The organism is Methylobacterium sp. Leaf118 (assembly GCF_920984675.1).
Taxonomy (GTDB): Bacteria; Pseudomonadota; Alphaproteobacteria; order Rhizobiales; family Beijerinckiaceae; genus Methylobacterium.
This window is the reverse complement of record NZ_CAKLBV010000028.1, coordinates 1-14,456: the sequence shown is the minus strand read 5'-3', so window position 1 is coordinate 14,456 and position 14,456 is coordinate 1. Positions and strand designations below refer to the sequence as shown.

The following is a 14,456-nucleotide window of genomic DNA, read 5'->3' as shown; positions in this document are numbered from 1 at the left end:
GTTGCCGCATGCCTCTGTCGAGCATCGTCCTCTTCGCCGCCGTCTATGGGGTCGCGGTGGCGTCGTTCGGTCCCGGCGTCGTCGCGCTCGTCGCCCGCGTCCTTGCGCGGGGCCCGCGGGGCATCCCGGCCTTCGTCGCGGGCTTCATCGTCGGCGACCTGGTCTGGTTCGCGATCGCCGCGACCGGGTTCGCGCTGCTCGCGCAGGGCGTCGCTCCCGTCTTCGTCGCCATCCGCTACGTCGGGGCGGCGTATCTCGCCTATCTCGGATGGCGGGCCTGGACCGCGCCGGTCGAGCCCCTTGAGGGCGAGCCCGCTCGCGGCGAGAGCGGCCTGCGCCTCTTCCTCGGCGGCTTGGCCCTGACCCTCGGCAATCCCAAGGTCGTCCTGTTCTTCCTCGCCCTTCTGCCGAGCGTGATCGATCTCGACCACATCACGCCGCTCGGCATGGTCGAGGTCGCCGTGACGATCGTGGTCGTGCTCAGCACGACGCTCGCCGCCTACACCCTGGCTGCGGTCCGCGTCCGGCGCCTCTTCGTCTCGGTGCGCGCTCGGCGGGCGGTGAATCGCGGCGCCGGCACCCTCATGGCGGGTGCGGCTCTCGCGGTTGCCACGCGGTGAGGCCCGAGGCGGGAGAGAGCCTTCATCCCGTTCTGCCGCACGATCCGTCTTCGGCCGGTGTGGCGCGACTCCGCTCGCGGCTGACGTATCGGAGCGCCGCAGCCCGTTGAGGCGCGGCGCCCCGCACGGCCTCGATCTTCTCGATCCGCAGCAGAGCCGCCAGAGGCTGGGCCCGTCGATCGGTCCCCTCGTCGATCACAAGGGGCATGGGGCGACGCCTCGGCGGCCATTGCGGCATTGCCCCCATAGGGTAGACCCCATCCTGGATCGGTGTAAGCCACGTCCTTTCCCCCGCGCTCGAGCCTCCGAGACCCGATGACCTCACGCCTCGCCGAGGCCCGTGCCGCGCTCCAGAAAACCTTCGGCTACGACGATTTCCGGCCCGGCCAGGACGAGGTGATCGCTGCCGTGCTCGACGGCGACGACGTGTTCGCCGTGATGCCGACGGGCTCGGGCAAGTCGATGACCTACCAGTTGCCCGCCCTCGTCGATGACGGGCTGACCGTGGTGGTCTCGCCGCTCATCGCCCTGATGCACGATCAGGTGCAGCAGATGCACGCCTTCGGCATCGAGGCGGCGACCCTTAATTCGACGGTGGCCGAGGTCACCGCGCGGGAGACGTGGCGAAAGATCCGCGCGCGCGCCCTGCGCCTGCTGTTCGTCTCGCCCGAGCGGCTCCTGATGGACGGCTGCATGGAGGCCCTGCAGAGCGTGGGGGTGCGCCGGCTCGCGGTCGACGAGGCGCATTGCGTCTCGCAATGGGGCCACGACTTCCGGCCGGAATACCGGGAGATCGCCCGGGCCCGCGAGGCCCTCGGCAACGTGCAGACCCTGGCGCTGACCGCCACGGCGGATGCCGCCACCCGCGCCGAGATCGCCGAGCGGCTGTTTCCCGCCGGCCGCCCGCCGAAAACCTTCGTCCATTCCTTCGACCGGCCGAACATTCGCCTGACCTTCCAGGCGAAGGACAACCCGACGCGGCAGCTGGAGCGCTTCCTGCGCAACCGGCGCTCGGAGAGCGGCATCATCTACTGCTCGTCGCGAAAGCGGGTGGAGCAGCTCGCCGACACCCTGAAGGCCGACGGCTTCAACGCCCTGCCCTACCATGCCGGGCTCGACCAGGGCACGCGGGCGAAGAACCAGGACACCTTCCTGCAGGAGGACGGCGTGGTGATGACCGCCACGATCGCCTTCGGCATGGGCATCAACAAGCCGGACGTGCGCTACGTCTGCCACGCCGACATGCCGACTAACATCGAGGGCTACTATCAGGAGATCGGCCGAGCGGGCCGCGACGGGCTGCCCTCCGACACGCTCACCCTCTACGGCCTCGACGACATGGCGTTGCGCCGTCGCCAGATCGACGAGAAGGAGATCCCCGACGAACGCCGCCGGGTCGAGCGGCGCAAGCTCGAGGCGATGATCGCGCTCTGCGAGGGCGCGACGTGCCGCCGCCAGTCCCTGCTCGGCTATTTCGGCGAGGCGAGCGACCCTTGCGGTCGCTGTGATCTCTGCCGGGGCGGCGTCCCCCTCATCGACGGCACCGTGGCGGCGCAGAAGCTGCTCTCGGCGATCGTGCGCACCGGCCAGCGCTTCGGCGCGGCCTATGTCTGCGACGTGGTCCACGGCAAGGAGAGCGAGCCGATCCGCCGCAACGGCCACGCGGCGCTCAAGACCTTCGGCGTCGGGGCCGACAAGCCCGTGGCCGCCTGGCGCGCCCTCCTGCGCCAGCTCTTCGCCGCCGGGGCGGTGGCCGAGAACAGCGACGGCTATGGCGGCCTCGTGATGACCGAGAAGGGCGAGGCGATCCTGTTCGGCCGCGAGACGGTCCAGGTTCGCCCCGACCCCGAGCCGAAGAAGGCCGAGCCGCGAAGCCGGCGTTCCAGCGCCCGCACCGAGGACGGCGCGGAGGGCCTGAACGAGGCCGACGAGGCCCTGTTCCAGCATCTGCGGGGCCTGCGCGCCACGATCGCCCGCGGGGACGGCATCGCCGCCTTCATGGTGTTTCCGGACCGCACCCTGATCGAGATGGCGCGCGCCAAGCCGGTCGACCTCTGGGCGCTGCGCTCGGTCCACGGCGTCGGCGAGCGCAAACGCGACGCCTATGGCGAGCGCTTCACCGACGCGATCCGCGACTTCCTCGCCGAGGCCTCGGGGCCCGGCCGGTCGGCGCCGGGCTGATCCGGCCGGGCGGCCCCGGAGCACGGGCCGCCCCGAACCCTTTTTCAACAGGCTATCCACAGGCCGCACACGCGCGCCAGCGACGGCCTGCCGCAGACTGGGACGTTGCGCCGTCCACACTTATCCACATATAAATCAGGACAAGAACAAAAAGAGAACAGGCGCCGCTCCGGCGCCCTTTCGCTCGCGGGCTCGACCCCCAACCCGGGACGCACCATGAGAACCGCCGACAAGCAGATCGCCGATATCCTCGTGCGCTACGGCGAGCCCTTCGCGGGCAATGTCTGGCGGGTGCAGGGCACCGCCGTGATCTACCACAAGACCCTGGAGCGGATCGCCGCCCATACCCGGCTGCGCTTCGATCCGCCGACGCTGATCCGCTCGGAGCGCGACGAGGCGGTGATTCTCGTCACGGGGCGCATGCCCGGCGAGAAGGCGGGCGAGGAGCGGGTCGAGTGGTCGATCGGCGAGGCGCTGGTGAACGTGAACTACCGCGTCTCCGGCCGTCAGGCGGCCTATGTCTACGCCATGGCCGAGAAGCGGGCGAAGGACCGGGTCATCCTCAAGCTGATCGAGCTGCACGGCCTCGTCTATTCCGAGGAGGAGGCCGACGAGTTCCGCCAGAACCAGCCCATGGCGATCCGGGCCGTGGACGAGGATTTCGATGCCGCTCCGGCCTTCGACGAGGTCACCGAGCAGGAGGCCGACCTCAAGCGCCTCATCGACGAGGCCGCCTCGATCAACGCTGTCACCGACCTGATGCTCGACGAGCGGACCCAAGGCCTCCTCAACGCCATGCCGACCGGCACCCGCGAGGAGGTGCGCGACTATGCGAAAGCCCGCCTGCGGGCGCTCGGCTGGCCGCCGGCCAAGAAGCCGGCCCGCGGACGCGCCGCGTAAGTCCGGGTTCCCGAAGGGATCATCCCTTTGGAGGGGTTTGGGGCTGAGCCCCCGGTTGGCTCCGCCGGCCGGGGCTCAGCGCTGGACCCGCGAAAGGACTCCGCCTTTCGAAACCTTCGATCGGGTGATGCATGGATGTGCTGGCGGGTTCGGTCGAGCGGGTGACCTTCCACAGTGTCGAGACCGGCTTCTGCGTGCTCAAGGTCCATGCCCGCGGCAAGCGCGACCTCGTGCCGGTGATCGGCCACGCCCCCGCCATCGCGGCGGGCGAGTGGCTGACGGCGTCCGGCCGCTGGACGACCGATCGCGAACACGGGCTCCAGTTCCGGGCCGAGACCCTGCAGGTCACGCCGCCGACCGGCATCGAGGGCATCGAGCGCTACCTCGCCTCGGGCCAGATGCGCGGCATCGGCCCGATGATGGCCAAGCGCATCGTCGCGGCCTTCGGCGAGGCCGTGTTCGAGATCATCGAGGCCGCGCCCGCGCGCCTCACCGAGGTCGAGGGCATCGGGAAGGCCCGCGCCGCCCGCATCGTCATGGGCTGGGCCGAGCAGCGGGCGGTGCGGGACATCATGATCTTCCTGCACGCCCACGGCGTCGGCACCGCGCGGGCGACCCGCATCTTCCGGACCTACGGCCGGGATTCCCTGAGGGTGATGGCCGAGGATCCCTATCGCCTCGCCCGGGACATCCGCGGCATCGGCTTCCGCATGGCGGATGCCATCGCGCTGCGGCTCGGCCTGCCCCGCGAGGCGCCGCAGCGGCTCGCCGCCGGGATCAGCGATGCGCTCCAGAAGGCCATGGACGAGGGCCATTGCGGGCTGCCCGTCGCGGCTTTGGTGCGCGCGGCGGCCGACCTGCTCGAGGTCGGGCCTGACCTCGTGCGCTGCGCCGCGGCGCTCGCCCTGCGCGACGGGCGCGAGGTCGTGGCCGACACCCTGGCCGGCGAGCCTGGCCTGTTCCTGAAAGGCCTGCACGGCGCCGAGCGCGCGGTGGCCGCCCGCCTCCTCGACCGGGCCGAGGGCACCCCGCCCTGGCCGTCGATCGACCTCGCCCGCGCCCGTCCCTGGGTCGAGGCGCGGACCGGCAAGGCGCTCTCCGAGTCCCAGGCCGAGGCGGTGCGGCTCGCCCTGTCGACGAAGCTCTGCGTGCTGACCGGCGGGCCGGGCGTCGGCAAGACCAGCACCCTCGACGCGATCCTGCGCATCCTCTCGGCCAAGGGTGTCCGCGTGCTGCTGGCCGCGCCGACCGGGCGCGCGGCCAAGCGCATGACCGAGCAGACCGGGCTGGAGGCGCGCACGATCCACCGCCTGCTGGAGATCGACGTCGCCCATGGGGGCTTCCGGCGGAACGAGGCGAACCCCCTCGATGCCGACCTCGTCGTGATCGACGAGACCTCGATGGTCGACCTGCCGCTGATGCACGCGCTCCTCAAGGCCGTGCCGGAGCGGGCCGGCCTGATCCTCGTCGGAGACGTGGACCAGCTTCCCTCCGTCGGGCCGGGGCAGGTGCTCGGCGACGTGATCGCGTCCGGGCGGGTCCGGGTCGCCCGCCTCACCGAGATCTTCCGCCAGGCCGCCGAGAGCCGGATCGTCGTCAGCGCCCACCGGGTCAATGCCGGCCACGTGCCCGAGGCGCCGCCCCGGGGGGCGCCGAGCGACTTCCACATCGTCACGATCGACGACGCGGAGGCCGGCGTCGAGACCCTGGTCGAGACCGTGTCCCGCCACATCCCCCGCCGCTTCGGCCTCGATCCGGCCCGGGACATCCAGGTGCTGACGCCGATGATCCGCGGATCCCTGGGCAGCCGGAACCTGAACCACCGGCTCCAGGCGGTGCTGAATCCGGACCCGCCGGTCCAGGTCGAGCGATTCGGCTGGCGTTTCGCCCCCGGCGACCGGGTGATGGAGACCCGCAACGATTACGACCGCGACGTCTTCAACGGCGATCTCGGCACGATCGCGGGGGTCGACCTCGCGGAGGAGGCGGTGCGCGTCGATTTCGACGGGCGTGCCGTGATCTATCCCTTCGCCGAACTCGACACGCTGGTGCCCGCCTTCGCCACGACGATCCACAAGGCGCAAGGCTCGGAATATCCCGCCGTGGTGATCCCGGTGGTGATGCAGCACCGCACCATGCTCGCCCGCAATCTCCTCTACACGGGCCTCACCCGCGGGCGCCGCCTCGTCGTGCTGATCGGCCAGACCCAGGCGATCCGCAGGGCGGTGCGCGAGGGCGCGTCCCGGCGGCGCTGGACGAAGCTCCGGGAGTGGCTGGAGGCGGGGTGAGGCGGGCGACGCCCCAGCCGGGCTCTCGGACGGGTCGCGCTACGGCGCTCGAACCAAGCGGCGCGGCGGTCGCCCGGGCTGCGCCCTCCGGTCACGATGGGACGAGCGACGGGGGCCGCGGAGGGCGAGGGCGTGCCGACCCCGGGTGCGAAGCCGTGGCCGTGGCCGTTTTTGCCCTCGCTTTGCGCGCAACCGATCGTGTAGGCAGCGCGGGTGAGGCGGCCGGCGGGCCGCGCCGTTCCCGCGAGAGGCCGCCATTTCCCGCTCCGACGACACAGAGCCGGCGCGACAGGTCTTCTACCTGCCGGGCTTCGACCCGCGCGCGCCGGAGACCTATTGGGGCCTGTTCCGCCGGGAGAGCCGCATCACGGCGGAGCGCCGGGGTCTGCGCATCACCGTCGGCGAGCCCACCCGCTCCGGCGACGACATCAGCCTCGACTGGGATGTGACGAGCGAGGTCGAGGGCGCGGCGACGCGGGTCCGCTACAGCCTGCTGCGCTGGGACGACATCGTGCGCGCGCGGTTTCCCCGCCGCAACCTTCGCCGGCTCGCGGAACTGCCCGTCCTGTGGTGGCGGCTGTGGCGCAGCGGCTATCTCACAGCGCTGCGGCGCGAGGGGCGGCGCTTCCACCGGGTCATCCTCGGCGTCCACCTCCTCTACCTCGCCTTCATCCTGCTGAGCCTCACGCTGGCCTTCGGGCTCGTGGCCCTGACGCCGCTGGCCGGCCTGCCCCCCCTGGCGGTGGTCGCTTTGGTGCCGCTCCTCGCCTACGCGATCCTCGGCGTGGTGATGCGCCTCACGCGCGGCAGGCCGCTCTACGTGGCCCACCTCGTCGACGACACCGCCTTCACCCACGACCACGGCTCGGGCCGCGAGACCGCGATGCGCGAGCGGCTCGGCCCCTGGGCCGCGCGCATCCGCGCCGCCGAAGGGGCCTCCACCGAGATCGTGGTGATCGGTCATTCCTCGTCGAGCTTCCTCGCGCTCGAGGTCCTCGACCGCATCCTCGCGGAGGATCCGGGTTTCGGCGGGCGCGGCACGCCGGTGACGCTGGTCACCATCGGCAGCGTGACGCCCTGGATCACCCTTGACGACCGGGCCAAGGGGGCCCGGGCTGCGTTGACCCGGATCGGCGCCGAGACCCGCATCGGCTGGCTCGACGTGCGGGCCAAGTGGGACTGGCTGTCGATCCACCTGCGCGATCCGCTCAGCGCCTCCGGGCTCCCGGCTCCGTCCCCGGGCCGCATCGCGGTCCTGCGCGTGCCGATCGAGGATCTGATCGAGCCGGACATCGTGGCAAGGCGGCGCTGGAACCTGTTTCGAATGCATTTCCAGCTTCTGATGTCGAGCCGCGCGCCCCAGGCCTTCGACTACGCCGCCTTCGTGGCCGGGCCGGAGCCGATCCACGCGGCGGTCGCCCGAATCGCCGATCGGCCGCAGGACGGCTAGGGCCTCGGCCTGACGAGCCGGCCTCCGGCTCCCGAGCCGGATGGGATCGCGTGGCGCCCGACCGCGTCCCATCCCGAGATCCCGGCCGTTCTCCGCATTGTCTGTCTGGAGCGGCCCGCCCGAACCGGGGCAAGTGCCGCAGAGGCAAGCTGAGGAAAACCGGCAACTCGATCGCGCGCGATCATGCTGCAACGCCGTTCCGCGTTTGCAGCCCGTGGCGTTCCGCTCTAGAGCGGTCCCCGCACCGGACCAGACGCCCGGACGGGCGGGTCCCGCTCGTCGTGGGTTGCGTGATCGTGCCCGCGGGGCTTTCCTGCGGCAAAGGGGACTGGCAAGGGCTGCGGATGTTTCGCAACGATGTTCCGATCACCCCCGACCTCGTGCGCCAGCACGGCTTGACGCCCGACGAGTACGAACGCTTCCGCGCCCTCGTCGGCCGCGAGCCGACGTTGACCGAACTCGGCATCGTCTCGGCGATGTGGAACGAGCACTGCTCCTACAAGTCCTCGCGCAAGCACCTGCGCGGCCTGCCGACCACGGGCCCGCACGTGATCCAGGGCCCCGGCGAGAATGCGGGCGTCATCGATATCGGTGACGGGCTGGCCTGCGTCTTCAAGATGGAGAGCCACAACCACCCGAGCTTCATCGAGCCCTATCAGGGCGCGGCGACCGGCGTCGGCGGCATCCTGCGCGACGTGTTCACCATGGGCGCGCGGCCGATCGCGGCGCTCAACGCCCTGCGCTTCGGCTCCCCGGACCACCCGCGCACCCGCCATCTGGTCTCGGGGGTCGTCGCCGGCGTGGGGGGCTACGGCAATTCCTTCGGCGTCCCGACCGTCGGCGGGCTCGTCGGCTTCCACAGGCGCTACGACGGCAACATCCTCGTCAACGCCATGGCGGTGGGCCTCGCCCGCACCGACGCGATCTTCTACGCGGCGGCGACCGGCATCGGGAACCCGATCGTCTATCTCGGCTCCAAGACCGGCCGCGACGGCATCCACGGCGCGACCATGGCCTCCGCCGAGTTCGACGAGGCCAGCGAGTCGAAGCGTCCGACCGTGCAGGTCGGCGATCCCTTCGCCGAGAAGCTGCTACTCGAGGCCTGCCTGGAGCTGATGGCCTCCGGCGCCGTCATCGCGATCCAGGACATGGGCGCGGCCGGTCTCACCTGTTCCGCGGTGGAGATGGGCGCCAAGGGCGATCTCGGCGTCGAGCTGCATCTCGAGAAGGTGCCGACCCGCGAAGAGGGCATGACCCCCTACGAGATGATGCTCTCCGAGAGCCAGGAGCGCATGCTCATGGTGCTCAAGCCCGGCATGGAAGCGGAGGCGGAGGCCATCTTCGTGAAGTGGGGCCTCGACTTCGCGGTCATCGGCCACACCACCGACACGCTCCGCTTCGTCATCAAGCACAACGGCGAGACGGTGGCCGATCTGCCGATCAAGGAACTCGGCGACGAGGCCCCGCTCTACGACCGCCCGCACATCGCCAACACCCACCATCCGGTGATCGCCGCCGCGAGCGTCGCGGCGCCCGTGCCGAACGCCGAGGCGCTCAAGCGCCTGATCGGCTCGCCCGAACTCGCCTCGAAGCGCTGGGTCTACGAGCAATACGACCACTTCATCCTCGGCAACACCGTGCAGAAGCCCGGCGGCGATGCGGCGATCGTTCGGGTCGAGGACGGCCCGAAGGGACTCGCGCTCACCACCGACGTGACGCCGCGCTACTGCGAGGCCGATCCGGTCGAGGGCGGCCGGCAGGCCGTGGCGGAGGCGTGGCGCAACATCACCGCCGTCGGCGGGCGCCCCCTCGCGATCACCGACAACCTCAATTTCGGCAACCCCGAGAAACCCGAGGTGATGGGACAGCTAGTGGGCTGCCTCCAGGGGATCGGCGAAGCCTGCCGGGCGCTCGACTTCCCTGTCGTGTCCGGCAACGTCTCGCTCTACAACGAGACCAACGGCGTCGGCATCCTGCCCACCCCGACCATCGGCGGCGTCGGCGTGCTCGACGACGTGGAGTGCTACGCCACCCTGTCGCTCAAGCGCGAGGGCGATGTGCTGGTGCTGTTCGGCCGCCACGAGGGCTGGCTCGGCCAGTCGCTCTACCTCGCCGAGATCCTCGGCCGCGAGGAGGGCGCGCCGCCGCCGGTCGATCTCGCCGCCGAGCGGAAGGTCGGCGACTTCGTGCGCAGCCTGATCGTCTCCGGCATCGCCGACACGGTGCACGACCTGTCCGACGGCGGCCTCGCCGTGGCCCTGGCCGAGATGGCGATGGCCGGCGGGATCGGCGCGGCGCTTCCCGCCGTCCCGCAGGAGAGGCTGCCGGCCCATGCCTACCTGTTCGGCGAGGATCAGGCCCGGTACCTCGTGGCGGTCCCGGCCGAGGCCGCCGCCGACCTCCTCTACAGCGCCTCCGCCCAGGGGATCGACGCCGCGACGGTCGGCATCGTCGGCGGGGACATCTTGGTACTGCCCGACGGCGAGACCATATCCGTGGACGAGCTCAGGGAGGCCCACGAGGGCTGGTTCCCGTCCTACATGGCGAGCCAGCCGGCCGCCCCGGCGGCCTGACACGAAGTCGAGAGCGAGAGACCCCCATGCCCATGGATGCGCGCGAGATCGAGGCGATGATCCGCGAGGCGCTGCCCGACGCGACGGTCGAGATCAAGGATCTCGCTGGCGACGGCGACCACTACGCCGCCACCGTCATCTCCTCCGCCTTCAAGGGCAAGACCCGGGTGGCCCAGCACCAGATGGTCTACGGCGCGCTCCAGGGGCGCATGGGCGGTGTGCTCCACGCTCTTGCGCTGACCACGGGCGTTCCTCAGGATTGACCATGCCGGGGGCGGTCCGGCCTTGAATTCTGCCGGGCTCACCTGACTTCAAGCCATTGAACCCGACGACACGCCGACGAGGACATTTCCGATGAGCGACATCAACACCGCGATCAAGAACGAGATCGAGTCCCAGGACGTGGTCGTGTTCATGAAGGGCACGCCGCAATTCCCGATGTGCGGCTTCTCCGGCCAGGTCGTTCAGATCCTCAATTACCTCGGCGTGCCGTTCAAGGGCGTCAACGTCCTCGACGACATGGGCATCCGTGACGGCATCAAGGCCTACTCGAACTGGCCGACCATCCCGCAGATCTACGTGAAGGGCGAGTTCGTCGGCGGCTGCGACATCGCCCGCGAGATGTTCCAGTCGGGCGAGTTGCAGCAATTCCTGTCCGAGAAGGGCGTGCCGGTGAAGTCCGCGGCCTGAGCCGCGCGCGGAACCCCACTCCTCCCGCGCGCTTGCTCCCGCTGGGGACCCCGCGGGAGGCTTCATGCACGACGTCATCATCGTGGGCGGCGGCCCGGCCGGGCTCAACGCCGCCCTGATCCTGGGCCGCGCCCGCCGACGGGTCCTGATCTGCGACGCCGACCGGCCCCGCAACGCCGGCACCCCCGCCACCTGGGGGCTGTTCACCCGCGACGGAACCCCGCCGGCCGAGCTGCGCGCCCGGGCCCGCGCCGACCTCGCCCGCTACGACACCGTCGAGCATCGGACGATCGAGGTGGTCGAAGCCCTCCGCGACGGCGACGGGTTCGCGATCGCCCTGGCGGATGGGCGCCGCGAGCGGGCGCGCCGCCTCATCCTCGCGACGGGCCTGTCCCAGGACATCCCTGAGATCGAGGGCTTCGCCACCTATTGGGGCACGGGGGTGCATTCCTGCCCCTATTGCGACGGCTACGAGGTCCGCGACCGCCCCCTCATCGCCTACGGACGGGGCCATGGCGGCTGCGGCGTCGCCCTGGAACTCTCGGGCTGGAGCCAGGACGTCACCCTCTGCACCGACGGCACCGACGGCGACCTCTCGGACAAGGACCGCGACCGCCTCGCCCGCAACCGCATCCGCGTGGTCACGACCCCCGTGGCCCGGCTGGAGGGCAACGGGGACCGGCCGAGCCGTCTCTCCTTCCGCGACGGCAGCGACATTCCCTGCGCGGCTGTGTTCGTGATGCCCTTCGCCTGCAGCCCCTCGCCCCTGGTGACGCAGCTCGGCTGCGACCTCGACGAGGCCCGCGGGGTCGTGCCGACCGGGGATTACGAGAAGACCAACGTGCCGGGGCTCTACGTCGCGGGCGACGCCTCGCGCCGCGTGCAGTTCGCCGTGGTGGCGGCGGCCGAGGGCGCCATGGCGGCCTTCGCGATCAACACCGAGATCCTCGCCGAGACGACGCGCTGACGGGTCGGCCCGGGCGGGGGCGGCCGGTTTCCGGGACCCGCCTCCGTTCGTCCCGGTTTGGCGGGAGACCAACCGCCCCGGCCGGTGTTGACGGAGGTCACCCGCCCGTCCCGGAGCCTCGATGACCCCGATCGTCCATCCCGAACCCGCCCGCGTCATGGTCGCCTGCGGCTGCACCCTCGGGGAGGAGGTGGTGTGGGACGCCCGCGACGCCTCCCTCCTCTGGGTCGACATCGAGGACCCGGCGATCTGGCGCCACTGGACGGAGACCGGGACAACCGAGCGCCTCGCCCTCGACGAGACGCTCAGCTTCGCCGTCCTGACACCGGACCCGGCGGTGGTGGTGGCAGGCTTCCGATCGGGCGTCGCCGCCCTGAACCTCGCCGACGGGTCCCGCCGGCCGATCGTCCGGCCCGAGGGCGAGCCCGCGGGCAACCGCCTCAACAGCGGCCAGGTCGGCCCGGACGGCCGCCTCTATTTTGGCAGCATGGACGATGCGGAGGAGGCCGAGACCGGGCGCTACCACCGCTTCGACGGGCGCGGGCTCCAGAGCTTCGGCGGGGGAGCGGCCGTCACCAACGGGCCCGTGCCGAGCCCGGATGGGCGGCGCCTCTACACCCTCGACACCGCCCAGGGAATCGTCCGCGTCCACGGGCTCGACGGCGACCGCATCGGCGCGCCGGAGACGGTGCTGCGGTTCGAGGCGGGCTGGGGCAAGCCTGACGGCCTCACCCTCGACGCAGAGGATCATCTCTGGATCTGCCATTACGGCGCGTCGCGGATCACCCGCTTCCGGCCGGACGGGACCGTGGAGCGCGTCGTCCCCGTGCCGACGGCCCTCGTGACCAAATGCGCCTTCGGAGGTCCCGATCTGTCGACGCTCTACGTCACGACCTGCCGGCGCGGGCGCGACCCGCAGATCGACCCGATGGCCGGTCATCTGTTCCGGATCGAGACCCCGTTCCGCGGTCTCCCCGCGCGCCTCTACACGCTGCCGCTGTCCCCCGTCCCGCCCGGGTGAACGAGGGCCCGGCTCGGATCGGCGCCGGAGGATGGACCGCCACTATTCGGCCCGCCGGGTGTCCCTTCGCACTGCAGCGAACTCTTGCGCGGCGCAAATATGAATTTGCGGTTAAATTATGGATGGGGCCGGAACTTGTTCCCGCTCTGCCCGTTACTCGCCTACAGTCGAGTTCTCGCTCGGCGACCGCGTGCCCCGGGATGGGGTGGGAGCCGGTCATGCCAGTCTTCGAAGCGAAGCATCTGACGAGCCAGGACGACGATCTCGCGCTCCTGGCGATGATCCTCCACCCGGCCGCCGCCGCGCGGGACGAGGCGCGGGAGCGCGGTCGCGCGCGCCTGGAGCGCGCCACCATGCTGGCGGAGCTGGTGCCGACGCTGCCCGGCAGCACCCTGGGCTCCATCCCCATTCACGAGGCCGCGCCGCTCGGCTGATCCCTGTGTGGGGCGGTCGAGGGTCACCACGCCTGCGGCGTGATCACGCCCTGGCGCGTCACCACCACCCAGGCCCGGCCCCGGCGTTCGATCGCCTCGACCCGGCCGACGCCCGGCACCGCGTCCCCCGCGCCGACCTCCACCAGCCGGCGACGGCGATCCTCCAGGATCGCGACCCCGTCATAGACGTCCCGCACCGCCCAGCCTTCGACGGTGTCGGGCTTCGCCTTGTCGGGCAGGCTGCCGGTCTGGACCGGCTCGGTAAGCTTGGCCTCCGGCTTGGTCTCGGCCTTGGCCGGGAGCGCCGCCACCGGTGACGGCGGGAGCGGCGGCTTCTTCTCCATCTGCGTCGCGAGGCCGGCGATCTTCACGCTCTGCTCGCGCTCGGCCTGCACCATCGTGTCCGACAGGGCGGCGAGGCGCCGGTCGAGCGCCTGCTCGGTCCGGCCGATCCTCTCGGTGAGGCTGGTGTTCAGCGCCTTGATCTCGCCGCGGGCGGCTTCGCTCGCCTCGCGCAGGGCCGTCGCGGCGCGGGCGAGCCGGTCCACGTCCTGGGCCAGGCGCTGGGTCTCGGCCCGTCCGGCCTCGATCCCGGCCCGCAGCTGACCGAGAGCCTCGCCGGAGCGCTCCCGCGGCGCCGCGTTGAGGCCGATCGTGAGGCCGCAGGCCAGGGCGATCGAGGCCGCTGCGGCGAGCCGGCCGTTCGCGCCGAGGCGAAACGTCCGGGGCGCGCCCGTCCCCGGGGCCGGTGCCTCGACGGGGGCGACCCGGGGTTCCGGGCCGGCGCCGACCGCCTGTTTCAGCAACTCCTCGGCCGAAAGCGTGCTTTCGGCCGCCTTGGGGGCGGTTCCCTTGTCCGCTGCGACCGTCGCCGACATGGTCTGTGGCTTTCCAATGAAGGTTTGGCGCCGCCCTGCGCCAGCGCAGGCACCGCGAAGGTCTACCCGCGCGGGGAAGGCGGCCGATGAAGGCGGTGTTAAGGACGTTTGTTTACCGAACGGTTACCGCAGCGCCGGGCCGGACGGGCCACGCGCGAGCGGCCCTCCGCGGGGTCCGGACCGGCGGAGATCCTGAGCGTCGGAAAATAGCTGGTTGACACCGGAATCAGGCCCTCCTATACGGCGGCTCCTGACGCGGTGACGAGACAAACGGGCCGCCCGGAAAGACTACCGAAGACGACGGCAAGCAGCGACCGGCACCAGCCAAAGCAAATTGCCACTTGACTTCAGTAGTAGCGTCTGGCAAATCAGATGCAGCTCTTTGACAAGTTGAGATTGAGAAAGAGAAACGTGGGCGGCTTGTTTTCGTCCTTGCGGGTCTGGCGTGAGCTGG

Annotated in this window: 12 protein-coding genes; 11 read left to right on the top strand and 1 reads right to left on the bottom strand. The window is 71.2% G+C overall.

Annotated elements, in window-relative coordinates:
• Positions 1–8 precede the first annotated feature (8 nt).
• From LW587_RS13455 to LW587_RS13405, 11 genes are all read left to right on the top strand, one after another.
• Positions 9–620, top strand: coding sequence for a LysE family translocator (locus LW587_RS13455; RefSeq protein WP_232630099.1), 612 nt, complete (start codon positions 9–11; stop codon positions 618–620).
• Between the two features lie 315 nt (positions 621–935).
• Entirely contained in the window at positions 936–2,801 is a 1,866-nt protein-coding gene (recQ, locus tag LW587_RS13450) for a DNA helicase RecQ (protein ID WP_232630098.1), read from the top strand.
• Between the two features lie 216 nt (positions 2,802–3,017).
• Positions 3,018–3,701 carry a trna delta -isopentenylpyrophosphate transferase gene (locus LW587_RS13445; protein WP_232630097.1) on the top strand — a complete coding sequence of 228 codons (684 nt, stop codon included), beginning with the start codon at positions 3,018–3,020 and terminating at the stop codon, positions 3,699–3,701.
• Between the two features lie 131 nt (positions 3,702–3,832).
• Positions 3,833–5,989, top strand: coding sequence for an SF1B family DNA helicase RecD2 (gene recD2, locus LW587_RS13440; protein WP_232630096.1), 2,157 nt, complete (start codon positions 3,833–3,835; stop codon positions 5,987–5,989).
• Positions 5,990–6,245: 256 nt separating this feature from the next.
• Positions 6,246–7,439, top strand: coding sequence for a hydrolase (locus tag LW587_RS13435; protein WP_232630138.1), 1,194 nt, complete (start codon positions 6,246–6,248; stop codon positions 7,437–7,439).
• A gap of 344 nt (positions 7,440–7,783) precedes the next feature.
• Positions 7,784–10,012 (top strand): phosphoribosylformylglycinamidine synthase subunit PurL, encoded by a 2,229-nt coding sequence (gene purL, locus LW587_RS13430; protein WP_232630095.1) that lies wholly within the window; start codon positions 7,784–7,786, stop codon positions 10,010–10,012.
• A 26-nt stretch (positions 10,013–10,038) separates the two neighbouring features.
• Positions 10,039–10,275, top strand: a complete 237-nt coding sequence (locus LW587_RS13425) for a BolA family protein (protein WP_232630094.1) — start codon at positions 10,039–10,041, stop codon at positions 10,273–10,275.
• A gap of 91 nt (positions 10,276–10,366) precedes the next feature.
• On the top strand, positions 10,367–10,702 hold the full coding sequence (gene grxD, locus LW587_RS13420) for a Grx4 family monothiol glutaredoxin (protein WP_232630093.1): 336 nt from the start codon (positions 10,367–10,369) through the stop codon (positions 10,700–10,702).
• 64 nt (positions 10,703–10,766) lie between these two features.
• The gene (locus LW587_RS13415) at positions 10,767–11,669 is read left to right on the top strand and encodes an NAD(P)/FAD-dependent oxidoreductase (protein ID WP_232630092.1); all 903 of its coding nucleotides are present in this window, start codon (positions 10,767–10,769) and stop codon (positions 11,667–11,669) included.
• 121 nt (positions 11,670–11,790) lie between these two features.
• Positions 11,791–12,690, top strand: coding sequence for an SMP-30/gluconolactonase/LRE family protein (locus tag LW587_RS13410; RefSeq protein WP_232630091.1), 900 nt, complete (start codon positions 11,791–11,793; stop codon positions 12,688–12,690).
• Positions 12,691–12,908: 218 nt separating this feature from the next.
• Positions 12,909–13,124: a hypothetical protein gene (locus LW587_RS13405; RefSeq protein ID WP_232630090.1), complete on the top strand. Its 216-nt coding sequence runs from the start codon at positions 12,909–12,911 to the stop codon at positions 13,122–13,124.
• A gap of 23 nt (positions 13,125–13,147) precedes the next feature.
• Here LW587_RS13405 and LW587_RS13400 read toward each other — a convergent pair whose 3' ends face one another.
• Positions 13,148–14,002, bottom strand: coding sequence for a hypothetical protein (locus LW587_RS13400; protein WP_232630089.1), 855 nt, complete (start codon positions 14,000–14,002; stop codon positions 13,148–13,150).
• Positions 14,003–14,456 lie beyond the last annotated feature (454 nt).